Annotated in this window: 21 protein-coding genes; 4 read left to right on the top strand and 17 right to left on the bottom strand. The window is 55.9% G+C overall.

The features are described 5' to 3' along the window. Nucleotides 1-78: 78 nt before the first annotated feature. The 4 genes from DQG13_RS01735 to citZ form a co-directional block, all read right to left on the bottom strand. Nucleotides 79-507, bottom strand: coding sequence for a hypothetical protein (locus DQG13_RS01735; protein WP_113017628.1), 429 nt, complete (start codon nt 505-507; stop codon nt 79-81). A gap of 183 nt (nt 508-690) precedes the next feature. Then, the gene (gene mdh, locus DQG13_RS01730) at nt 691-1632 is read right to left on the bottom strand and encodes a malate dehydrogenase (RefSeq protein ID WP_113017627.1); all 942 of its coding nucleotides are present in this window, start codon (nt 1630-1632) and stop codon (nt 691-693) included. 12 nt (nt 1633-1644) lie between these two features. After that, on the bottom strand, nt 1645-2940 hold the full coding sequence (gene icd / locus DQG13_RS01725; RefSeq protein ID WP_113017626.1) for an NADP-dependent isocitrate dehydrogenase: 1296 nt from the start codon (nt 2938-2940) through the stop codon (nt 1645-1647). Between the two features lie 143 nt (nt 2941-3083). Then, the gene (gene citZ / locus DQG13_RS01720) at nt 3084-4196 is read right to left on the bottom strand and encodes a citrate synthase (protein ID WP_113017625.1); all 1113 of its coding nucleotides are present in this window, start codon (nt 4194-4196) and stop codon (nt 3084-3086) included. A 260-nt stretch (nt 4197-4456) separates the two neighbouring features. Here citZ and DQG13_RS01715 point away from each other — a divergent pair, with 260 nt between their 5' ends. Continuing rightward, entirely contained in the window at nt 4457-6007 is a 1551-nt protein-coding gene (locus DQG13_RS01715) for a Ppx/GppA phosphatase family protein (protein ID WP_258525406.1), read from the top strand. On the opposite strand, the gene ppk1 is transcribed toward DQG13_RS01715, so the two are convergent. Beyond that, complete coding sequence (gene ppk1, locus DQG13_RS01710; RefSeq protein WP_113017624.1) at nt 5937-8042, bottom strand: polyphosphate kinase 1; 2106 nt, start codon at nt 8040-8042, stop codon at nt 5937-5939. The genes DQG13_RS01715 and ppk1 overlap by 71 nt on opposite strands. Nucleotides 8043-8244: 202 nt before the next feature. Between ppk1 and ytvI the strand changes: the two genes are divergently transcribed. After that, nucleotides 8245-9366 carry a sporulation integral membrane protein YtvI gene (ytvI, locus tag DQG13_RS01705; RefSeq protein WP_113017623.1) on the top strand — a complete coding sequence of 374 codons (1122 nt, stop codon included), beginning with the start codon at nt 8245-8247 and terminating at the stop codon, nt 9364-9366. A gap of 93 nt (nt 9367-9459) precedes the next feature. On the opposite strand, the gene DQG13_RS01700 is transcribed toward ytvI, so the two are convergent. The 8 genes from DQG13_RS01700 to DQG13_RS01665 all read right to left on the bottom strand — a co-directional run bounded on the left by DQG13_RS01700 (nt 9460) and on the right by DQG13_RS01665 (nt 19264). Next, nucleotides 9460-9852, bottom strand: coding sequence for an FxsA family protein (locus DQG13_RS01700; protein ID WP_113017622.1), 393 nt, complete (start codon nt 9850-9852; stop codon nt 9460-9462). A 97-nt stretch (nt 9853-9949) separates the two neighbouring features. After that, entirely contained in the window at nt 9950-10378 is a 429-nt protein-coding gene (locus DQG13_RS01695) for an acyl-CoA thioesterase (RefSeq protein WP_113017621.1), read from the bottom strand. A gap of 14 nt (nt 10379-10392) precedes the next feature. Next, complete coding sequence (locus DQG13_RS01690) at nt 10393-10827, bottom strand: universal stress protein (RefSeq protein WP_113017620.1); 435 nt, start codon at nt 10825-10827, stop codon at nt 10393-10395. Nucleotides 10828-11018: 191 nt separating this feature from the next. Then, nucleotides 11019-12773, bottom strand: coding sequence for a pyruvate kinase (pyk, locus tag DQG13_RS01685; protein WP_113017619.1), 1755 nt, complete (start codon nt 12771-12773; stop codon nt 11019-11021). Between the two features lie 176 nt (nt 12774-12949). Further along, nucleotides 12950-13948, bottom strand: a complete 999-nt coding sequence (locus DQG13_RS01680; RefSeq protein WP_113017618.1) for an acetyl-CoA carboxylase carboxyltransferase subunit alpha — start codon at nt 13946-13948, stop codon at nt 12950-12952. 131 nt (nt 13949-14079) lie between these two features. Beyond that, nucleotides 14080-14964, bottom strand: coding sequence for an acetyl-CoA carboxylase, carboxyltransferase subunit beta (gene accD / locus DQG13_RS01675; protein ID WP_113017617.1), 885 nt, complete (start codon nt 14962-14964; stop codon nt 14080-14082). 77 nt (nt 14965-15041) lie between these two features. Then, entirely contained in the window at nt 15042-15239 is a 198-nt protein-coding gene (locus tag DQG13_RS01670; protein ID WP_113017616.1) for a glutamate decarboxylase, read from the bottom strand. Between the two features lie 287 nt (nt 15240-15526). Continuing rightward, on the bottom strand, nt 15527-19264 hold the full coding sequence (locus tag DQG13_RS01665) for a DNA polymerase III subunit alpha (protein ID WP_113017615.1): 3738 nt from the start codon (nt 19262-19264) through the stop codon (nt 15527-15529). Between the two features lie 514 nt (nt 19265-19778). On the opposite strand from DQG13_RS01665, the gene DQG13_RS01660 reads away from it, so the two are divergent. Both DQG13_RS01660 and DQG13_RS01655 read left to right on the top strand, forming a co-directional pair. Then, entirely contained in the window at nt 19779-20108 is a 330-nt protein-coding gene (locus DQG13_RS01660) for a YtrH family sporulation protein (RefSeq protein WP_113017614.1), read from the top strand. Then, nucleotides 20108-20614: a sporulation membrane protein YtrI gene (locus DQG13_RS01655; protein WP_113017613.1), complete on the top strand. Its 507-nt coding sequence runs from the start codon at nt 20108-20110 to the stop codon at nt 20612-20614. The genes DQG13_RS01660 and DQG13_RS01655 overlap by 1 nt, the downstream gene beginning before the upstream one ends. Nucleotides 20615-20663: 49 nt before the next feature. Here the strand turns inward: DQG13_RS01655 and DQG13_RS01650 are convergent, their stop codons facing one another. The 4 genes from DQG13_RS01650 to DQG13_RS01635 form a co-directional block, all read right to left on the bottom strand. Further along, nucleotides 20664-21044, bottom strand: a complete 381-nt coding sequence (locus DQG13_RS01650) for a hypothetical protein (RefSeq protein WP_113017612.1) — start codon at nt 21042-21044, stop codon at nt 20664-20666. A 252-nt stretch (nt 21045-21296) separates the two neighbouring features. Beyond that, nucleotides 21297-21851 (bottom strand): cysteine hydrolase family protein, encoded by a 555-nt coding sequence (locus DQG13_RS01645; RefSeq protein ID WP_113017611.1) that lies wholly within the window; start codon nt 21849-21851, stop codon nt 21297-21299. 95 nt (nt 21852-21946) lie between these two features. Next, nucleotides 21947-22318, bottom strand: coding sequence for a winged helix-turn-helix transcriptional regulator (locus DQG13_RS01640; RefSeq protein ID WP_113017610.1), 372 nt, complete (start codon nt 22316-22318; stop codon nt 21947-21949). A gap of 12 nt (nt 22319-22330) precedes the next feature. Next, a complete protein-coding gene (locus tag DQG13_RS01635) occupies nt 22331-23668 on the bottom strand; it encodes a DRTGG domain-containing protein (RefSeq protein WP_113017609.1) in 1338 nt (445 codons plus the stop codon). Nucleotides 23669-23883 lie beyond the last annotated feature (215 nt).

Raw genomic sequence — 23883 nt, 5'->3', positions numbered from 1 at the left:
ACGGAGCCTGAGTCCGTTTGGAGCAAAACCCGCCTTGCTCTGACTTCCGGTCAGGAGCAGGCGGGTTTTCACATGGCGCTAAATAAACAATTCCGGGAATTTCATCAGGAAGATGATGAGGAGGAAGCAGGCGCCTGCCAGTGTGCTGAACAAGCGGATTTTGCCGTATTCGGATGCGCCGCTTTTGCCCTGCTGCACCGCTTCCCGGTAACGCTTGAGAGGCTTGACCAGCATGCCTGTAAACGCGGCTACGGCAAGGAAAACCAGAACAATCAGAACCATCCACAAAACGGAATAATCCGCTGTCTGCAAGAGATACCCCCCTGTCAGCAGCTGTACAATCAGCAGGTACATGCCGATTCTGTTGGCGGTTGCCAAAAGCCCCGCATACCCGGCCTGGCTCCCGGCCGCCGGTCCGGCCAGCCGCCCCACCAGGAAGGGGAGCAGCAAATAAAACCCCATTCCAATGGAAGCCACCAAATGCAAAAACAAAAGCGCTTTTTCCATATGCCTCCTCCAGTCTGCGGTTCCCGCCCGCGTTTATCGGTGTTCACCTTACATATCCAGCAGTAGTATACTTGATCGCGGACAGGCTTGCAATTTTCTTGCATGTGCCTCAAAAGCAAACGGCGCTTTGCCCACCTTGGCAGGGAAGGCAAAGCGCCGCGGCGCGGTCAGGTCCGGTTATGCTCAGCCGTTGACAACGGCAATGACATTTTTTACCGATTGGGCGGATTTGTCGAGAGCGGCTTTTTCCGCCTCGGTCAGCTCCAGCTCATAGATCCGTTCAATGCCGTGGCCGCCCAAGAGAGTCGGCACACCCATAAACAGATGGTCGTAGCCGTATTCGCCTTCCAGAAGCGCAATGGAGGGGAGAATCCGCTTCTTGTCCTTGACAATCGCTTCGGTCATCTGCACCAGAGACGCCGCAGGCGCATAATATGCGCTGCCGGTGCCCAGCAGATTCACGATCTCGCCGCCGCCCACACGGGTGCGCTGCACAATAGCGTCGATGCGCTCCTTGGGCAGCAGAACCTCCAGGGGAATGCCGCCTACGCTGGAATAACGGACCAGGGGAACCATGTCGTCGCCATGGCCGCCCAGCACAAATCCCCGCACATCCTCAACGGACACATTCAGCTCCTGGGACACAAAGGTGCAGAAGCGGGCGGTATCCAGCACGCCGGATTGGCCGATGACCCGGTTCTTGGGGAAGCCCAACGTATGGTAGGCCACATAGGTCATGGCATCCACCGGATTGGACAGCAGAATCACAATGGAATCGGGGGCAACCCGCTTGATATTCTCACACACGGAGCGGACGATGCCTGCATTGATGCTGACCAGATCATCCCGGCTCATGCCCGGCTTGCGGGCCACGCCTGCAGTAATGATGACGATATCCGAGCCTTCCGCATCCTCATAGCTGCTGGTGCCGGTAATGGCGGCGTCGAAGCCCTGGACAGGACCGGCCTCCAGCATGTCCAGCGCCTTGCCCTTGGTGGGGTTCTCCAGCTGCGGAATATCCAGCAGAACCACGTCGCCCAGCTCTTTTTGGGCCAAAAGCAGCGCTGTGGTTGCACCGGTAAAGCCGGCTCCCACAACGGTAATTTTTTTGCGTGTCAGGGGCATGTTCATGTCCTCCTAAAAGTTTCTTATAATCTCATCGGCGAAGGCCGAGCATTTCACTTCCGTTGCGCCTTCCATCAGCCGGGCAAAGTCGTAGGTGACGGTTTTGTTGTTAATGGCGGTCTCCAGTCCCTTGTAGATCAGGTCGGCAGCCTCCTGCCAGCCCAGATGCTCCAGCATCATCACCCCGGAGAGGATTACCGAGCCGGGGTTCACCACATCAAGCCCCGCATACTTGGGCGCTGTGCCGTGGGTGGCCTCGAAGATGGCATGGCCGGTCATATAGTTGATGTTGGCGCCGGGGGCAATGCCGATGCCTCCCACTTGGGCGGCCAGAGCGTCGGAGAGGTAGTCGCCATTCAGGTTCAGGGTGGCGATGACGTCAAAATCCTTGGGACGGGTCAGCACCTGCTGCAGGGCAATATCGGCAATGGCGTCCTTCACAATGATCTTGCCGGCAGCCTCCGCGTCCTTCTGGGCCTTATTGGCAGCATCGGCGCCTTCCGCTTCCTTGATCCGGTCGTATTGGCCCCAGGTGAAGGTTTTGTCGGCGAACTCCCGCTCGGCCAGCTCATAACCCCAGTTCTTAAACGCGCCTTCCGTGTATTTCATAATATTGCCCTTATGTACAAGGGTCACGGACTTGCGGTTATGCGTGATGGCATATTCGATGGCGGCGCGGACCAGACGTTCGGAGCCTTCCTTGGATACCGGCTTGATGCCGATGCCGGAGGTTTCCGGGAAACGGATTTTTTTCACGCCCATTTCCTTCTGGAGGAATTCAATGACCTTCTTCACCTCGGCGGAGCCTTCGGCCCACTCGATGCCGGCATAGATGTCCTCGGTGTTCTCGCGGAAAATCACCATGTCCACCAGCTCGGGACGCTTCACCGGGGAGGGTACGCCGTTAAAATACCGCACCGGACGGGAGCAGACATACAGGTCCAGCTCCTGGCGCAGGGCCACATTAAGGGAACGGATGCCTCCGCCGATAGGGGTGGTCAGCGGGCCCTTGATGGCCACGATGTATTCGCGGATTGCCGTAAGGGTATCGTTGGGCAGCCAGCTGTTGAAGGTGTTGAACGCCTTCTCCCCGGCATATACCTCATACCAGGCGATTTTCTTCTCGCCGCCGTAAGCCTTCTCCACCGCCGCGTCCAGAACCCGCTTGGAAGCCGCCCAGATGTCGGGACCGGTGCCGTCCCCTTCAATAAACGGAATGATGGGATGATTGGGCACGTTCAGTTTGCCGTTATCAATTGTAATCGGCTGGCCTTCTGCAGGCAAGGAATATTGTTCAAATTGTGGCATGGTAAACCTCCCGGCGATAAAATTTTGGTGAAGCGGATATCTATGGACTTTAAGAACGGGTGCCAAAGGGCAAGCTTGCGGCTCTCCGGCGCCCGTTCGCGGTCGTATGAAATTGGAATGATGAGTGCTTTGGGAAGAGCGTCCTACCGGTTGGCCATGGGGACATAGGATTGGCCTACAGGCCCCACATATTCGGCGCGGGGACGGATCAGCCGGTTGTTCTCGAATTGCTCCAGAATATGGGCAGTCCAGCCGGACATGCGGCTGATGGCGAAGATCGGGGTAAACAGATCCCTCGGAATGCCCAGAGTAGTGTAGACGGAAGCGGAGTAGAAGTCCACGTTGGGTTTGAGCCCTTTTTCGGAGACAACCATATCCTCAATCTTCACGGACATATTATACCACTTCAGATCGCCGGTCAGCTTGCCAAGCTCATGGGACATTTTTTGCAGATGTTTGGCCCGGGGATCGCCGTTCTTGTATACGCGGTGGCCAAAGCCCATCAGCTTCTCCTTGTTGTCCAGCTTCTTATTGACATAGGCTTCCACAGCTTCGAAGCTGCCGATCTCCTCCAGCATCTCCATAACCGCTTCATTCGCGCCGCCATGCAAAGGCCCCTTCAGAGCGCCGATGGCGGAGGTGACGCCGGAATAAATATCGGACAACGTGGCAACGGTTACACGGGCGGCAAAGGTGGAAGCGTTCAGCTCATGGTCCGCATGCAGCACCAGCGCCTTATCCAGGGCTTCGATGGCTACAGGGTCGGGCTGCTCGCCGGAGAGCATATAGAGGAAGTTTTCGGCAACGGAGGCATTTTCCTTGGGGGCCACCGGCTCCAGCCCCTGGCGGATGCGGGCGAAGGCGGCGATGATGGTGGGAACCTGGGCCTGCAGCTTGATGGCCTTCTGTACATTGGCGGCCACGCTCATATCGGCGGCTTCCGGATCGTACAAGGCCAGCGCGGATACGGCCGTGCGCAGGGCAGCCATGGCGTTGGCATCCTTCGGGTACAGCCGCAACTGGTCAATGACGGCGGCAGGAACTGCCGCATTCTTGCCGAGGTTATCTTTAAGCTGGGCCAGCTCGGATTCCGTGGGAAGCTTGCCAAACCACAGCAGGTAAACCACTTCTTCAAAGGAAGCATGCTCCGCCAGCTCATCAATGTCAATGCCCCGGTAGGTCAATACACCGTCAATAATAGAACTGATGGAGGACGTGGTGGCTACGATACCTTCCAAACCTTTGGTTGCCGTCATCGTTTCTCTCTCCTTTAGCCGTTGGTATGTGAATATCATAACAAAGTTTTATCATTCGCAAGTAACTCTATAATAACATTTTCTTGGTTATTTGTGAACAAATTATGAAATGAAAGAAACTTATCGGTACAAAAAAGATTTTTATGGTAATGCTAAAGTGATTGGAGTTTTTTATCGAAATCCCGGGGGTTTTGAAAATTCCCGGGGGAATTTGTCTGCCCGTCTGTGATACAATAGGTGAAAAAATAGAAAGGGCTGCCATGATGGAAACAACCAGCCGCATCGGCATTATCGATATCGGGTCCAACTCGGTCCGGCTTGTGATTTATGAAGTATCCGGCAAGGACGCCTACCGGGTCATCGACGAAAGCAAGGAGTCCGCCCGCTTGAGCGAAAAAATCCGCCAGGACGGCTCCCTTAAGCCGGAGGATGCCATGGGCATCGTGCAAGTCCTCAATCATTTCAAGATGCTCTGCCAGGCCCATCATACGGACACCCTCCGGGCTGTGGCTACCGCCGCCATCCGCAATGCCTCCAATTCCGGGGAAATCGTCGCCATTCTGAAGCGGGAAACGGGAATCGATGTGGAGATTCTGTCCGGCGAGATGGAGGCCCGCTACGGTTTTCTGGGAATGATCAATTCCATGGACATTCAGGATGGCCTGCTGATTGATATCGGGGGCGGCAGCACAGAGGTGTCGCTGTTCCTGGGCAGGTCGCTGGTCCATAGCGTGTCCTTCCCCTTCGGCTCGGTCAATACCACCAAACGGTTTACCAAGGATGGGGTGGCCGATGCCGAAACCGCCGCCAAAATCCGCCAGATGGTATTGGCCGGCCTGGAAAAGGAGCCTTGGATCAAGGGCCATCAGGGCCTGCCGCTGATTGGCCTGGGGGGAACCATCCGGACGGTGGGCAAGCTGGACCAAAGAGCGCGCAAATATTCCCTCCCCCTGGCTCACCAGTATGAAATGGAAAAAGGGACGGTGGAGCAGCTGCTGGCCCTCTTGTCCGCCATGCCGCCGGAGAAGCGGAAGAAGGTGGACGGGATGACCGGAAGCCGCGCCGACATTATCGTGCCGGGGATGCTGATCCTTCAGGCCGTGTTCGACTATTCCGGCGCCTCCCATTATATTGTCAGCGGCAGCGGCTTGCGGGACGGACTTTTTTATGATGTGCTGAACCCAGGGCAGGCCCAGCTCTCCAATGTGCTGGAGCATAGCGTCCGCAACCTGCTGTCCCTGCACCCCTCGGTATCGCTTCTGCATGTGGAGCAGGTCAACCGGCTGGCCCTGAAGCTCTTCGACGACCTTCAGGATCTGCACCACCTCAGCATCCGCAGCAGAGCCTATCTGCATGTAGCCAGCCTGCTGTACCGGATCGGCATTACCATCTTTTATTATGATTATCCCAAGCATACCTTCTATCTTATCGCCCATTCCCGCCTGTACGGGCTGTCCCACCGGGAGGTGCTGATCTCGGCCATGATCGCCTCCTACAAAAACAAAAACCGGACCCGGCAGCTGTTCCTGGAGCACAGGGACATTCTGACTGAATCCGATTGTCTGTTGGTGGAGCGTTTGGGTTCCCTCCTGCAGCTTGCCGTTGCCCTGGACCGCAGCGAAACCCAGCCGGTGCGGCGGCTGACCGCCATTGCCCGCACCAGCGGCATTCGTCTGCAATTGGAATGCAGCCATAACCCCGGCATTGAAATCAGGGAAATCGGAGCGATTACCAAGGAATTCAAGAAGGCGTGGGGTCTGCTTCCGGAAATTCAGGCAACTCCCGATTTTTCCACGACGCTACATTCATAGCTTCAAACTGGCTGCGCAGCTCGGGTTCTTCTCCGGGCTGCCTGTTTTCATACATGCCGTTGGACTGCAGCACCCTTGCCTTCACATTATCATTCAGCGAGAGCTGCAGCATGTTGATCAGCGCCCTCTTGTTGGCCTCGTCCAATACCGGACAGAGCAGCTCCACCCGGCGGGTCAGGTTCCGGCTCATCCAGTCGGCACTGGAGATATAAAGCTCCGGCTCTCCCCCGTTTTCAAAATAAATGATCCGGGAATGCTCCAGAAACCGGTCCACAATGCTCCGCACCGTAACATTCTCGCTTAACCCCGCTACACCCGGACGCAGACAGCATACGCCGCGGATAATCAAATCCACCTTTACTCCCGTTTGGGAGGCTGCATACAGCTCGTCCACCGTTTCCTGGTGGGACAGGGAGTTCATCTTGGCGATAATCCGCGCCGGTCTGCCTGCCTTGGCATGTTCGGCCTCCCGCCGGAACAGCTCGAACAGCCGGTTCTTCAGGTTGGTGGGAGCCACGGACAAGGCCTGCATATGCTTGGGGGTGGAGTACCCCGTAATTTCATTGAAGAGAATGGAAGCATCCTCCCCGATCATGGTATTGGCCGTAAAAATCCCCACATCCGTATACAGCCGGGCGGTATTGTCATTGTAATTCCCGGTGCCCACATGGACGTAGCGGCGCAGGGAATTATTCTCCTGCCGCACCACCAGGGTCACCTTGGCGTGGGTTTTCAGCCCGATCAGCCCGTACACCACGTGGCAGCCCGCCTTCTCCAGCTTCCGGGCCCACGCAATGTTCCGCTCCTCGTCAAACCGCGCCTTCAGCTCCACCACTACGGTAACCTGCTTGCCCGATTCCGCCGCCTGGGCCAAAGCCTGCACCAAGAGAGAATGCCCGCTGACCCGGTACAGAGTCATTTTGATGGCCAGCACCTTGGGGTCCTCCGCCGCCTGGACAATAAAATCCGTCACCGCCTCGAAGGATTCGTAAGGATGATACACCAGCACATCCCTGCGGCGCAGCACCTCAAACACATCATCCTCGTCCAGCTCCCGGGGATAAACCGGCTCCAGCGCAGGATAGCGCAGATGCTGGAACCCCTCCAAGGCTCCCTGCAGCCGCATGAGGAAGGTCAGGTCCACAGGACCGTCGATTTCAAACACATTGTCCTCAATTTCAAATTCTTCGCGCAGCATTTCCAGGGCGTACGGATGCATCCCCTTTTCCACTTCCAGCCGGACAGGGGCCCCCCAGCGCCTGCGGCGGAGCTCCTTTTCGATCTCTTCCAGAAGATCCTCCGCCCCTTCCTCGTTCAAGGTCAGGTCGGCGTTGCGGGTCAGCCGGAAGCTGTTCACCGCCACCGGCGTGTAGCCGGAGAATAACGTATGGATATGCACCCGGATCAGGTCCTCCATCAGGATAAATTCATGCTTTTTGCTATTGCCCCGGGAAGAAATGGCGATGCAGCGGTTCAGATTGGACGGCACCTGGACAATGGCAAAAAACGGCTCATCCTCCAGCTCCATTCCCTCCTTGGTCAGCACCACAGCCAGATACAGGGACTGGGTATGCACCAGGGGAAACGGACGGGACTGATCCACCGCCATAGGGGTAAGCACGGGATAAATTATTTCGTGGAAATATTGATCCATCGCCTTTTTCTGGGTGATATTCAAATCTCCATAATCGCTTAACAAAATGCCTTCCTTGCTGATCAGCCGCAGAATCTCCCGGTAGGTTTTGTATTGCTCCGCCACCATCCGGTAGGTGCGCTTCATCACGCGCTTCAGCAGGCCTTCGGGCAGATAGCCCGAAAAATCCTTTTTGATGTAATTGGCCTTCATCTGGTCTTGCAGACCCGCTACCCGGACGCTCATAAACTCGTCCAGATTAGACGAAACAATGGACAGGAACTTAACCCGCTCCAGCAAAGGCAAGGAGCTGTCCTGGGCTTCCTGCAGCACTCTCCAGTTGAATTCAATCCAGCTCAAATCACGGTTGATGTAATTGGACGCCGGACTTTTGGTGGTCATTATGAATGCCTCCGTTTTTCGTTTGACCTTGTTTACCAAAGCATGTTGCTCCTAGTTTCCATTATCTTTTGCAATTGTTAGCCTGGCCTTAACGCATTGTTAACGTTTTGTAAATTTTGCAGTGAAAATCGGAAGCATGGTACAATGGTGCAAAGCTCACTTTGAAAAATTGCCGTCAAGTCGCTGAAAGGATGAAGCCGTTATGGATCGAAGGCTGCTGGCGCAGCTGCTCCGGGGATTGTGGGTCGCCTTATTGCTGGCGGCGGCTATCCTGGGCATTTACTTCATCACACCCTTGATCATTCCCTTCCTCGTGGGATGGGTTATCGCCTACATGATGAATCCCTTCGTGAATGCGATACAGCGGGATACCAAGATGCCCCGCTGGCTGGCCGTCATCTTGACCCTGGTTGTGTTCCTGGGCATTACTGCGGGGCTGATCACCCTGGCCGTCACCAAAATTGTGCTGGAAATCAACGACCTGTCCCTGATTATCCAGAGCAATCTAAACTCCTGGAAAGCCTTCTTTACAGATTATATCAATTCCGACCGCATCCAGAATTTCATTACCAACATCATGGATATCTACAACCAAAACCCGGTGTACAAGGACACCATCAATTCCAATTTGACATCCTCCGGCAAAACGGTGACCGATTTCATCTCCTACATGGTGAAGGTGATTCTGGACGGTATTGTGGCGTTGTTAACCAGTCTGCCCGGTCTGGCCACGATTATCATCATCGCCCTTTTGGCCGCCTTCTTCATCAGCAAGGACTGGGGGAAGCTCACCGCCAGGATGAAGGCCATTTCGCCGGATTTTATTGTGAAGCCAACCGTCGTCGTCTGGACCAATCTGCAAAAGGCCCTTTTCGGATACCTGCGGGCCCAGCTGATTCTGATCTCCATCACTGCCGTATTCGTCATTATCGGGCTTCTGGTGCTGCGGGTGAAATACGCCATCACCATCGGTCTCTTGATCGGTCTGGTAGACCTGATGCCATATTTGGGAACCGGCGCCGTCATGGTGCCGTGGATCATTGTGGAGTTCATCCAGAAGGACTTCTATATGGGCATCGGATTGGCCATTCTCTATTCCATTATCGTGGTTGCCCGGCAAATTCTGGAGCCTAAGGTGCTGGCCACCAGCATCGGCTTGGACCCGCTGTCCACGCTGGTTTCCATGTATGTAGGATTGAAGCTGTTCGGCTTCCTGGGGCTGATTATCGGGCCCGTCACCCTGATTCTCCTGTCCACCTTCCATAAGGCAGGGATCTTCCGGGATGTGTGGCGGTATATCGTCAAAGGCAAGGAGCCGGTTTAGATCTGGATAAAGCTGCGCAATACATATCGCTTGCACGAGCACTTAAGCCGGACATCCCCGCGGATATCCGGCTTTTGTTTGCATGGCGGCTGCCTATCTGCGGAACAGGATGATGCTGCCCTGATCGATTCTTTTGCTGATATACCGGAGCACAAGCAGCTTGGCGATGCCGCGGGTTAACGGGAGAAGCAGCAGCAGGCCCACGATGTCCGACAGAAAACCGGGCAGCAGGAGAAGCGCCCCTCCGATAAAAATACAGATTCCGTCCAGGATGCTGTCGGTGGGCAGCTCTCCTTTGGCCAGCCGGAATTGGGCGTAATCCCATACCCGCTTTCCCTCCCGCTTGGCCATATAGGCGCCAAAAAGGCCGCTGAGTATAAGGAGCGCCAAGGTAGCTCCGACTCCCATCCATTTACCGGCTTGGATCAGCAAAACCAGCTCCAGCGCCGGAAGCAGTATGAACAATGCCAGCAGCCATCGCAGCATGATGATTCCTCCTAAGGGCTATCCGGAGGATAGCCTACTTCGTAAGCATCCGCTGGGCTTTCCGAAGGAAAGCCTGCATCGTAAGCATAAGCTTATGTCAGTTTTCCTCTGCCGCTTGCTTCAGGAGCGCATACAGCTGCGGACAAGCCCGGTCGATTCTGGCCGGACGCCATTGCCGGTTGACCCAGACATGCTTGGTGGCGGCTGTAACCAGCAGCTCGCCGTCCTGCGCCCGCCGGATCTCATAGGAGCACTCCAGCCTCACATTGTTGAAGCCGTCAATCCGCGTGGTCAGCAGCACTTCATCATCATAGCGGGCAGGCTTCAAATATTGGATGCTCACATCCACCACAGGCAGCAGCAGCCCATGCTGCTCCTCCAGCGTCCGGTACTCCATCCCTTGCTCCCGGAGCATCTCCGTCCGCCCGATTTCCAGCCAATCCAGATAGCGGGCATGATAGACAACCCCCATCTGATCCGTCTCCGCATAACGGACACGGAGTTTGTGTGTGAACAAAAGCGGCATAATTATTGTCTCCCTTACTTGACTACCAGTACGGGCACAATGGCATGCTGAACCACATTGTGGCTGACGCTGCCCAGAACAAATTCACGAATGCCGCCCAAGCCGCGGCTGCCGATGACAATGACGTCGCAGCTGTGGGTTTTGGCGTAATCAAGAATGGTTTCCGCAGCACCCCCCTGGATCAGCTCCACGGTGCCGTCAACGCCGGATTCCTTCAATAGCTGCTCCGCTTTCTCCGTGGTTTCCACGGCAACATCATAGACGTCCTTGTTCACCGAAGCGGGAATGGGCGCCAGCGCCTCGCCGATATAAAGCCGCGGGAAGGCATATACATGCACCACATGAAGCTTTGCTCCCGGCGACAGCTTGGCCAGCGCTACAGCATGCTGGAACGCCTTGGTGGAAGCCTTGGACCCGTCATAAGCAAGCAGAATGTTGGAGTATAACATCGTAAACCGCCTCTTTTCTGGGATTTGTGAGTGTTCTTGCGCGAAGTACCGGATCAATCCTATCTTCAGTATACCAAACTGCGGGCCAATGTTGAAACGAACCGGATAAGCAGGCTGCGGTTGTAAAATCCGGGCCAAATGCAAAAAGAGCCTCCAGCGAACCGGAGACTCTTGGGGAGTCAACTTAAATCTTACAGAACGTTGGCTTTGCCGGAGTAGATGACACCCAGCTCAGCGTATACGGAAGCGTCAGTGCCATCGGACAGCTTGGCCAATGCGCCTTCCACGCCGACGATAACCGGGATGCCCAGGCTCAAGCCTACTACTGCCGCGTGGGAGGTGATGCCTCCAACTTCGGTGATTACGGCAGCCGCTTTTTCGAAAGCGGGCATATATTCCTTGTCGGTGGTTACGGTAACCAGGATGCAGCCTTCAGTTGCTTTAGCGTTGGCTTCTTCCGCAGTGCGGGCAGTTACCACCTTGCCGGTAGCGTTCAGGGTGCCGATGCCTTGGCCCTTGGCGATCATTTCGCCAACATGGTGAACCTTGATCAGGTTGGTGGTGCCGGTGCGTCCTACTGGTACGCCTGCAGTGATGACAACCAGGTCGCCTACGTTAACCAGACCGGCGTTTACGCTGCTGTCGATAGCTTGTTCGATCATTTCGTCGGTGTTGGCGGCTTCCTTGCCCAGTACCGGAATAACGCCCCAGATCAGCATCAGGCGGCGGATCACTTGCGGGTTGGTGGTAACGGCAATGATCGGAGCCTTAGGACGGTACTTGGACACCATGCGGGCGGTATAGCCGCTTTCGGTGGCTGTTACGATTGCCTTGGCATCCAGATCCAGAGCAGAGTTGGCAACTGCTTGGCTGATGGCTTCGGTAACGGAGGTTTGTTGGGATTGGGATTGCTTCAGGAAAATTTCACGGTATTCCAAAGCGGACTCGGCACGCTCAGCAATGCGGGCCATAGTCTTTACGGATTCTTCCGGATATTTGCCAGCGGCGCTTTCGCCGGACAGCATGATGGCGTCGGTGCCGTCGAAGATGGCGTTGGCTACGTCGCTTGCTTCCGCACGGGTCGGACGGGGGTTGCGCTGCATGGAATCCAGCATTTGGGTAGCGGTGATAACCGGCTTGCCCACGCGGTTACATTTCTTGATCATGGCTTTTTGCACCAGCGGCACTTCCTCAGCCGGGATTTCCACACCCAGGTCGCCGCGGGCAACCATCAGGCCGTCGGACACTTCCAGGATTTCATCCAGGTTGTCCACGCCTTCTTGGTTCTCGATCTTGGAGATGATTTGGATATGGCTGGCATTGTGCTTCTCAAGCAGCTCACGGATTTCCAGAACGTCGCTTGCCTTGCGGACGAAGGAAGCGGCGATGAAGTCAACGCCTTGTTCGATACCGAATACGATATCGTTCGCGTCCTTCTCGGTGATGCCAGGCAGGGTGATCTTAACGCCCGGAACGTTAACGCCTCTTTTGCTCTTGATGGTGCCGCCGTTAACGATGTGGCAGTAGATTTCGGTGCCTTTGATATCGGTAACCGTCAAACCGATCAAACCGTCGTCGATCAGGATGGTGGAGCCAATGTTTACGTCGTTAGGCAGGTTGTCATATGTGATGGAGATACGGTCTTTGTCGCCAAGAATTTCTTCAGTGGTCAGGATAATGGTTTCATCTTGAACCAGCTCGATGGGCTCAACCTTCAGCTTGCCGGTACGGATTTCCGGACCCTTGGTGTCCAGCAGGATCGCCACATTCTTGCCTGTATTCTTCACAACCTCGCGGATATTCTTGATCCGGCCGCCATGCTCTTCGAAATCGCCGTGGGAGAAGTTCAGACGCATAACGTTCATTCCGGCGTTGACCAGCTTGGTCAGGTTTTCAACGGATTCACTGGCAGGACCGATAGTACAGACAATCTTCGTTTTACGCATGGTTTAATGTTCCTCCTAAAATTTATGTATCCGAATTGCCTGGATATTTATATGAAACCCTTGAGGGATTCCCAACTACCATCACTTAAAATACCTTATAGGGGAAGCAGAAGCCTATGATGTTTGTCATAGAATCCCTCATCACCCTCTATAATCTTGCCCAATCCGACAAATTCCTACCCTTTTGCAGGATCGATTTGTGCAGAAATCAGGGGGCGCTGAGGAATCCGGTACGCCCCGAAGGAACGGAACTTGCGGTAACGGTCTTCCCGCAGCTCATCCGCGGACAGCAGCTGCAGCTCCTGCAGATGCTTCCACAGGCTGGCCTTCAGCGCCGCGGCCTGCTGCTCCAGATCCTTGTGGGCGCCGCCCGGCGGCTCCGGCACAATCTCGTCGATCAGCTTCAGCTGAAAAATATCCTGGGCGGTAATCTTCATGGCCTCCGCCGCCTGCGGAGCCTTGGCCGAATCCTTGAACAGGATGGAGGCCGCCCCTTCCGGCGAAATAACGGAATAAATGGCATGCTCCAGCATCAGTACCCGGTTGCCGACTCCCAGAGCCAGCGCGCCGCCGCTTCCCCCTTCGCCGATAACCACACAAATGACAGGCACGCCAAGTGCGGACATCTCCATCAAATTGCGGGCAATGGCCTCGGACTGGCCGCGTTCCTCCGCTGCTGCTCCGGGATAGGCTCCCGCCACATCGATGAAGGTAATAATCGGCCGGCGGAATTTGTCCGCCTGGCGCATCAGACGCAGCGCCTTGCGGAAGCCCTCGGGATGGGGCATGCCGAAATTCCGGGCAATGTTGTCTTTGGTATCCTTCCCCTTCTGGTGGCCAATGACCGTAACCGGCACCCCGTTAAGCTTGGCCAAACCTCCGATAATCGCCAGGTCGTCTCCGAACAGACGGTCCCCGTGAAGCTCCAGGAAATCGGTAAACATGGCCTGGATATACTCAATTGTCGTGGGCCGCTGGGGCGTTTTGACAATTTGAATTTTCTCGTGAACCTTAAGCTCCGCGTAAACCTCTTGGGCAAGCCGGGCATAACGTTCTTCCAGGCGGCTGATTTCATCTGTGAAATCGATGCCTTTTTCCTGGCCGAATTTTTTCAGTTCCTCGATTTTGCCCCTCAGTTCCGCAAGAGGCTGCTCATAAGGCAATTCACTCGCCAACCGCAACCCCTCCTTTCTTTCCTGAAATAACCTGAGCCAAGCCGAGCCGGACAGGTTATGGGGACCAACCCTGAAATAACCTGAACCGCACAAAAGGCCGGACAGGTTATGGTCGCCTCTGATTGAATCGGTCAGCCTCTCCCGGCGCCGCGTGCGGCGGATGAGCCGTGAGCCTGGGAATGCATATCCAGAAGCTTCGTCAGAGTCGAACGAAGCTCCTTGCGGTGAACCACCATATCCACCTGTCCATGCTCCAGATTAAACTCCGAGGTCTGGAAATTATCCGGAAGCTTCTGGCGGATGGTCTGCTCAATTACCCGCTTGCCGGCAAACCCGATATTGGCGCCGGGCTCCGCGAGAATAATATCCCCCAGCATGGCAAAGCTGGCCGAAACGCCTCCATAAGTGGGGTCGGTCAACACCGAGATATAAAGCCCGCCCTTCTCCGAGAGCTTGGCCAAGGCCGCACTGGTCTTCGCCATCTGCATCAGGGACAGAAGGCTCTCCTGCATCCTGGCGCCGCCGGAGGTGGAGAAAAGCACAAGGGGATATTTCTTCTGGATGGCCGCTTCAATGGCGCGGACAATCTTTTCGCCGACTGCCCCGCCCATGGACCCTCCAAAAAACTCGAAGGTCATTACACCCACCACAATCGGATATCCGCCGATGGTTCCTTCGCCGGTAACAATGGCTTCGTTGTAGCCGGTCTTCTCCCTGGCCGCCTCCAGCTTGGCCGCATATCCCGGAAACTCCAGGGGGTCCTCCGCCGTCAGTTCGCTGTCGTATTCAAACAGACGCCCTTCATCCATCACCATCTGAATCCGCTCCAGCGCGCTCAGGATAAAATGGTGGCCGCAGCTGGTGCAAACCTTCAGATTTTTGTCCAGTTCAATGGAGGTTTGGATTTTGCCGCACTTGCCGCATTTATGCATGAGTCCTTCGGGAATCTCGCGCTTGGTACGTTCAGACGGAACAGTCGCATATTTCTTCTTTTGGAAGATATCCTTTATTGGCACGCAATACACCTCTTCAGCCTGATATCGCCTAGGCATGGCTTAAGCCGCAGGCCCTTCAACTTAAAACTTGCAGGCCGTCAATATCCGCGCTGGGGCAAAATGGTGTTGAGCACCTCTTGCACATCCAGCAGTTCGCCTTCAGGGACCAGTATTTCGTATTGATTCTTGGTCATGTTGATGGAACGGACTTGTACCAGAAATCCCTCTTCCGTCAGTCTGTTCTTGATGCGGTCCGCAATTTTTTCGGTGGGGGCAATATAGATAACCGTCCACATGCCGTTGTTCCTCCCTAAAGCATATTTTCCGCGAATTGAAAAAAGGCTTAAGTGAAGGCGCTTATCAGGGCCATATAATGGATGATATCACAGAAGGAGAATTTATCGCAACAAGGCATGTCCCTTGCCCCCGGCGACAGGCGCCCAACCGCATGCGCAGACCGCCTCCAACCCACAACAAAACCTCCCCAAATTCCCCGATGAACGGCGGTATAAAAAGGACCGGCCGGCCGTTGGGTCATTATATGCGGGAGGTTCCGTGTTTAGTCATGGGCCTGGACCGAGGATCATTTGATCTTCGCCGAACCTGCCCCCAGGAGCTGGTCAATGCTTTCGATCAGCTCGGGCGATGGCCTCACCCGGTACTGGTCGCTCAGTGCCAGCAGCCGCTGCTCCCGTTCGTAGAAGAGAACTGTCTCCAACGGGCCTTTGGCCGATTTCAGCAGCGCTTCCAGCCGCGGAAGAATTCCGGCCTTTTCCTTATCCTCGCTGATTTTGATAAAAAGCCGCTGGGTGCGGGACGCCGCAGGAGCTGCTCCGCTGCCGGCGCCTGGAGGCTTGCCTCCAGCCGTGTTGCCCGGCGCTTGAGCTTGCGTGCCGCCTCTGCCGCCGCCAGCCTCCCGGCTGTAAACCGTGCTCCCTTCCTGCACCGCCCCCGTCTGAACCCGCGGCGTACGCGGGGCGGCACGGGAGCCGGCTGCCACCGCGGGACGCTCCTGGCGCGGTTCCCCCGCTCTGCCCAGCCAGTTCTTATAGCGCTCCGGCCGGAAGTCCGCGGACAAGGGCTCAAGCCGCTCCGCCAGAAGCTTGACGCCCTCCTCCTCATCCTGATGCTGGAGCTTCGCCCCGATGAGGAGCAGGCTTCCTTTTTCCACAAAATTCCCGAACCGCTTCCAGGTTTCCGGGAACAGCACCAGCTCCAGCCGTTCAATCCGGTCCTCCACCTCGGCAAATGCCATCATTTGGCCCTTCTTGGTGATGATGGTCTTCAGGCTTACCACACGGCCGGCTGTAACCGCTAGGCTTTCATCGGGAAGCTCGGCCAGCTGATAAAGGGGAACCGAACCAAGGGCAGTCAGGCGCTCCTCGTAATCATCCAGCGGATGGCCTGTGAGATACAGGCCCAGGAGTTCACGCTCCAGCTCCAGAATTTGCTGGGTGGAATACGGAGGGATATCCGGGTATTCGATATGCCAATTGGGCTCTTCCGTGAAGCCGAACAAGTGCAGCTGCAGGTCCTCCCGCTCTTTTTTCCACTTGAGGGCAGCCTCCACCGTATCCTCCAGCATCGCCAGCTGTTGGGCTCGATGGCCGGGCAAGGAGTCCATGGCTCCGGATTGGATCAGGGATTCAATCACCCGCTTGTTGCACACCCGCAGGTCCACCCTGCGGCAGAAATCCAGCAGATTTTCGAAGGGCCCGCCTTCCGCCCGCTCCCTGCGGATGGATTCGATGGCCTGGGTGCCCACATTCTTAATGGCGGCCAGCCCGAAGCGGATGCGTCCCCGCTTGTCCTGGGGCAGGGCGGAAGCTTCGCCGGCTTCCTGCCCCTCCGACTCCTCCGTGCGGGGAACGGGCGTAAAGGCCACGCCGCTTTCGTTCACATCCGGCGGCAGCACGGCAATCCCCAATCTCCGGCAATCATCCACATACTCCGCCACCTTCCGGTGGCTGCCGATCACTGCAGTCAGCATGGACGCCATAAAAAACACCGGATAGTGGGCCTTCAGATAGGCGGTGCGGAAAGCCAGCACTCCATAAGCAGTGGCATGGGCCCGGGGAAAGCCGTAATCGGCGAACCGGACGATCATATCATAGACCCGGTTGGCCTCCTCCTCCGTGTACCCCAGCCCGACGCTTCCGGCCACAAAGTGCTTCCGCTCCTGGTCCAGCACCTCCCGCTTCTTCTTGCTCACCGCCCGGCGCAGGAGATCCGCTTCACCCAGGCTGAAGCCCGCCATCCGGGAGGCAATCTGCATAATCTGCTCCTGATACACGATGATGCCGTAGGTATCCTTCAGGATCGGCTCCAGGTTGGGGTGGGGGTATTCCACCTGAATCTGCCCGTGTTTGCCGGCAATATATTTGGGAATAAACTCCATGGGTCCCGGGCGGTACAAGGCCACCACGGAGATGACATCCTCAAAGCCGGAGGGCTTCAAATCCCGCAGCACCCGCCGGATTCCTGCGGACTCCAGCTGGAACACGCCGGTGGTATCCCCCCGGCTCATCAGCTCATAGGTAGCGGGATCGCTGTCCGGCACCTCGCCGAACCGGACGGGCTTGCCGGTATACTCCTCCAGCCAGCGCAGGGTGCGCTCAATGATGGAGAGGGTCCGCAATCCCAGGAAGTCCATCTTGAGAAGTCCTACCGCCTCCAGATTCTCCATAGCGAACTGAGTCAGGGGCGTGCCGTCGGTTCCCTCCTGAAGCGGAACATGGCGGGTAAGCCGCTCCCGGGAGATCACCACCCCCGCCGCATGGGTGGAGGCGTGGCGGGGCATCCCCTCCACGCGCCGGGCCAGATCCAGCAGCTTGCCGATCCGGGGGTTCTGCACATATTGCTTATGCAGCTCCGGATTAAGCTTTAGTGCGTCATCCAGGGTAATGCCCAATTGGAAGGGAATCATTTTGGCCGTGCGGTCAACCTCCGAATAAGGGAGATTCAGCACTCTGCCCACATCCCGCACCGCCGCCTTGGCGGCCATGGTGCCGAAGGTGATGATCTGGGCTACCCGGTCCCGGCCGTACTTGGCGACCACATAGCCGATGACCTCATCCCGCCGCTCATCGCTGAAATCGATATCGATATCCGGCATGCTGACCCGCTCGGGATTGAGAAAACGTTCGAACAGCAGGTTGTACCGGATCGGGTCCACGTCAGTAATGCGCAGCACATACGCCACCAGACTGCCGGCGGAGGAGCCCCGGCCGGGTCCTACGGCAATCCCCTGCTGATGGGCAAACCGGATAAAATCCCAAACGATGAGAAAATAGTCCGAATATCCCATCCGCTCGATGACGGCAAGCTCATAACGAAGACGCTCCTCCACCTGCTTCCGCCACGCCGGGTCCTGCCATTCCGGCCTGTCCTGGTACCGGAAGGCAAGCCCTTCTTGGCAAAGCTCCATTAAATAGGCGGGAGCCGTACTGCCCTCGGGCAGCGGCTCGAAGGCCGGAAGAATGGACTGGCCGAAAACCAGCTCCAGGCTGCAGGCTTCGGCAATGGCTGCGGTATTGGCCAAGGCTTCGGGGACATAATGGAACAGCTCCTCCATTTCCCCGGCCGTGCGCAGATACATTTGGTTGGAATGAAATTTCAGCCTGGATTCGTCGTCCACCGTCTTGCCCGTTCCAATGCAAATCAGAATATCCTGGGCTTCATAATCCTCGGCATGAAGATAATGAACATCGTTGGTGGCCACCAGCGGAATCCCCGTTTCGCCGGACAGGCGGATGATGCCCTGGTTCACCTTTTTTTGCTCCAGCATGCCGTGATCCTGCAGCTCCAGGTAATAATCGTCTCCGAACAGCTCCTTATACCGGAGAGCGGTTTGTTTGGCTTCCTCATACCGGTCATGGAGCACATGCTGGGCCACCTCGCCGCCCAGGCAGGCCGACAGACAGATCAGCCCCTCCGCGTGCCGGGACAGCAGCGCAAAATCCACCCGCGGCTTATAATGGAAGCCGTCCAAATGGGCCCGGGACACCAGCTCCATCAGATTCTCGTAGCCGGTCCGGTTCTTCGCCAGCAGGATAAGATGCCAGGTCCGCTGCTCCTGCCGGGACAGCTTGTCCTTCATGGAGCCTTCGGCCACGTACAGCTCACAGCCCAGAATGGGCTTCACTCCGTGCTTGACGCAAGCCTTGTAAAAAGGCACCACGCCGTACATCGCGCCATGATCCGTCAGGGCCAGGGCAGACATGCCGAGCTTCGCGGCTTCCGCAGCCAGTTCCTCGATCCGGGCCGCGCCATCCAGAAGACTGTATTCACTATGCACGTGCAGATGGACAAATCCGCTCAACTTGAACCCTCCCTGCCGCTTCGGCAATTCCGTTCTCCGGCGGCTTTATTGGTCCCTCTATTTTAACACAGTTCCCTGAAAATGCGAACCCATATTCGCTTTTTTTTGTGAGGGGACTACCGCATGAGTAACGCACAGCATACACCTCTCCTGGACTGCCATGAAATAAAGCATCACGCAGCGGACAGATAGGCCTTCCATTTCCTCTAACGTGGATGTGTACTCCAAAAATCATATATAAAATCGTCATCACGCCCATTTTGGGCAGTTATAGGTGAAATTTCATATATAAATCGACCAGTTGGGCCATTTCCGCAAAATGATATGTGATTTTTCATATACAATTGCCCTTTTGGGCCCGTTTGCAGATTTTATATGCGAATTTTCATATACAGGGGGCAACGCACACTTCCTCCCTCTTCTATTCCTTCTCCGGCGCGCATAAGTTCTTTTATACGGGACAACCCACGTAGCCTGGAATAAAGTGGTCATGTTTGGGGAAAGGGGAATTCCCATGGAGATTTTTTTGTGGAAGCTGTGGCTGAACTTTTTTGTGGCCTTCGGGATTGTAATGGGGGGCAGCCTGCTTGCGGGCATCGGGGCAACGATGCTGCTGCGTCCGCCCTCCAGCACGATGATGACCATTGCAGACAATATCAAGGTATGGGCCATGGTGGCGGCGGTGGGGGGCACCATCGACCCGTTCCGGGTCATCGAAGCCAATTTTGCCGAAGGTTATCTGTCTCCCGCCGTGAAGCAAATTGTTTATTTCGCAGGCGCGTTTGCCGGGGCGCAGCTGGCTTATGAGCTGATCCGGATGATCTGCAAAGGCGGCATGGACTGATGCGGGTGCCTTCTTTTGAGCGATACAAGAGCCTGCTGTCCGGTACGGGAATTTTTATCGCGGGGATGATTGTGGGTGCGGCGGTGTTTTTAAGCGTCTACCAGGAGCATTTGTCCATTCTGCATGAGCGGGTGGGGGAATTGTCCAACCAGAACAAAACCCTCCAGGACAGCATGGAGGGCCTCAACAAATATAAGCAGAACCAGCAATATATCGGCCGGGTCAGGGTGATGGCGGAATTCTCCTCCAAAGAGGCGGACAAGGCGGATGCCAATGTGCTAAACGAGCTGGAGCGCCTGGTGTATGAAGACATCAAAATGACCAGCGGCAAGCCGGTCAGCGCGGTTCGGGAGGCACCCGATATATTCACCAATTTAGTGGACAAGAAGGTTTACCGGAACGTATTCGGAAAAAATTATCAAATCTCCGTCCGTTACCTGATGGTGATTCAGACGGAATTCACCCTTTACATCACATGCAGCGAATCCGCCCCTCCGCCGGCTTAAGGGTTGTTCGGCCGCTTCAAATAAAAGCCCGGACAAGCCGGGCTTTTGTTCATTGATGCTCAAAGCCGATATATTCCTCCACTTTTTCCATCCGTTCCGTCAGCTTGTCCAGGTCGCGCTCCAGGCTTTCCCGGTGGCGCTTTTCCTTTCTCTGCTCGAAGGCATTCTCGTCCATCCGCTCATGAAGCTGCCTGAAGTTTTCAGCGGTCTCCGCTTTAAACCCGGCAAGCTCTTTGTTGGTCTCATCCATTCGTGCATCCATCTTGTCCAAGCGGCTGTCCATGCTGTCCAATCTGCAGTCAATTTGGGTAAACTTTTCCGTTGTCTCCTTGCGGAAATGGAGCAGTTCGTCCTGCGTGGCAGTAAGCTTGGCGTTGGTAAGCTCCTGATTTTTCAAAATGGCATGCAATAGTTGCCGGGTTTCATCCATGGATACCCTCTCCTTGTCCTTTTATGATACGACTTCTTGCAGAGCCGCGGCAAGCCGCTGTTTCTCCGGACAACTGGCCCGCGCCCCTTCGTTTTGCTCCAGCCTCCTCCATTCTTCTGTTTTCGCCAGTTTCGCCCACAGGCGCAAAAAAACGCCGACCGTTCCCCAAAAAGGAACAATCGGCGCATGCTTTGCGTCCGGAGCTATCGCTGCTGCAAGCAGTATAACACATTTTGCATTCCAAGGTAAGGGTTATCCCCCCATCTCCAGAAACTGCGCCACCCGCATAACCCGGGCGAAGGTTCCGTTCAAAGCAGCCAGCATAGTCTTGTGCACCGTATCCGCCGGAATCCGCTCCCCCTGCCATTCCAGATCCCGGGTGGCGCAGGCATCCTCCAGCAGAGTGACGGCGTACCCAAGGTCCCGCGCAGCCCTTACGCTGGTATCGATGCACATGTGGGTCATCATCCCGCATATGGCCAGCTTCCGGATTCCCGCGGCTTGCAGCTCCTCGTGCAGGCTTGTGCCGGAAAAGGCATTGGGCACATGCTTCAGCAGGACCTGTTCGCCCTCCGCAGGCTCCACCAGGGAATGAATATCCGCTCCGGGTGTGCCGGGCAGGAAGAACTTCGCCTCCGGCTGAAGACTTTCATGCCGGATATGAAGCACCGGCAACCCCTTCTTGCGGTACGCCGCAAGAGCCTGTGCAGCCTTGGCCGCGGCCTCGCCGGACTGGTGAAGCACCCATTTTCCCCCGGGAAAATAATCATTCTGGATATCGATCAAAAGCAGTGCGCTGTCCTTCATGGAAACTCCTCCTCTTCCGTATTTACGCCCATTATAAAGACGGCGCGAAGGAGTGTACATTACCCACTTTTTTGTGGGTGGACCCATCATCGGCGCTACTTTTTAGGATAAACAATCCCCTTCCGGTCCAAAAAATCCGTCAGGCCTTGCTCCACCATGATATCCACGCCAATTTGCTGCATGATCCGCACGGCTTCCAGCATCCTCCGCCCGCGGTCCGGCGTTAGCGTATACTCCACCCGCAGCGGGTAGCCTTCAAAGGAGCTTTTGTCCACCAGACCAAACTCTTGAAGCTCCTTCAGCTGCTGCAGCAGCATCTTCTGGCTGATCCCGGCGATGCTGCGCTCCAGAGCGGACAAGGAGGCAGGGCCCCATTGGAGCTGGAAGAGAATAATCGGCTTCCATTTGCCCTTCATAATATCATGGGCAATTTCCAGCGGACAGGTATAGTCCTCCCTGATTTTCATCCCCGCGCCCTCCTACTGGTCAAAGACCTGGGCGGTCAGCATGGCTTTGGCCACAATCTGGCCGTTGTAGAACATCTCCACGTCCACCTTGCCGAATTTCCGGCTGATCTCAATGATTTGCGGCCGGATTTCAATCTGGCTTTCAATCTGGACAGGATGCAGAAAATAGGTGGACATGTTGTCGATCACCATGTCGCCCTTTTTGCTTTCATGAACAGCCCGGACGGCGCTCTGCTTCAAAAGGGTGGTCAGCACTCCGGCGGAAACGGAGCCCAGATGATTGGTCATCTGCGGTGTAACCGTGCCGCGGAAATAAAGCCGCCCCTCCTCATCCCGGTACTCTTCAAATCCGGCCCAGATCAGATCCTCGAAGGTTTCCCCCACCTGGGGCTGGCGCTGGACATATTGCATCACCTTCAGCACATCCTTGCGGCTGATGACGCCGATGAGCTTCCGGTTGGCGTCCACCACCGGCAGAAGCTCAATCCCCTCCCACACCATCAGATGGGCGGCGGAGGCCAGAGAGGTTTGCATATAGACGGTCAGCGGATTGCGGGTCATCAGCTTGTCGATGGTTTGCTCGGCGGGAGCGCCCAGCATATCCTTGGAGGTGACCACCCCCACCACCCGGTTCCACTCGTCCACCACGGGAAAACGGCTGTGGCCGGAGCTTTCGATCAGCTCCCGCATATCCTGTGCCGTATGGGAGCTTTTGAGGGTGGAAACCTGGCCGCGGGAGGGCAGAATGTCCTCCACCAGCATAATTTTCTTCTTAATAAGCCGGTCATAGATGGCCCGGTTGATCATGGAGGCCACGGTAAAGGTATCGTAGCTGCTGGAAATAATGGGCAGGCCCATCTTGTTGGCCAGCAGCTTCACTTCGTCGGAGGTGTCGAAGCCGCCGGTAATCAGCACCGCCGCTCCCAGCTGGAGGGCGAAGATGTGGGCTTTTTCCCGGTTGCCGACGATCAGCAGGTTGCCTTCCTCGATGTAGCGGATCATGGCCTCTTCCTGCATGGCGCCGATGACAAATTTGTTCAGAGTCTTCTCCAGGCCCTGGGCCCCTCCCAGAACTACCCCATCCACAATATTCACGACTTCGGCAAAGGTCAGCTTGTCGATATTGTTGCGCTGCTTCTTTTCCACCCTTACGGTGCCGATCCGTTCCTTGGTGCTGACAAGTCCCTGGTTCTCCGCTTCCTTGATGGCGCGGTAAGCAGTGCCCTCGCTAACCTCCATGTCCTTGGCGATTTTGCGGACGGAAATTTTGTTGCCGACCTTCAGACTTTCGATATACCGGAGTATCTGTTCATGCTTGGTAAGCGAATCATCCTGGGAGATATTCGTCATCTGTTACACCTCAAATCCGGATTCTGTACCATACTGTTATTGTCCTCATTATAGTATAGAATCCCCTTCTGCGACAATAGGAAAAACGATAGCCCCGAATAAACATGTTTGCCGCCGCGCGGAAAGTTCATGAAAAAAAACCCGGCGGTTTCCCGACGGGCTGCAAATGGGCTTTCAAAGCCTTCATAATGGGTTCCGGCCTTTACAACAGCGCG

It is taken from the genome of Paenibacillus sp. YN15 (assembly GCF_003285005.1).
In the GTDB taxonomy this organism is placed as follows: domain Bacteria; phylum Bacillota; class Bacilli; order Paenibacillales; family NBRC-103111; genus Paenibacillus_AR.
This window is presented reverse-complemented; position numbering and strand designations above follow the sequence as displayed.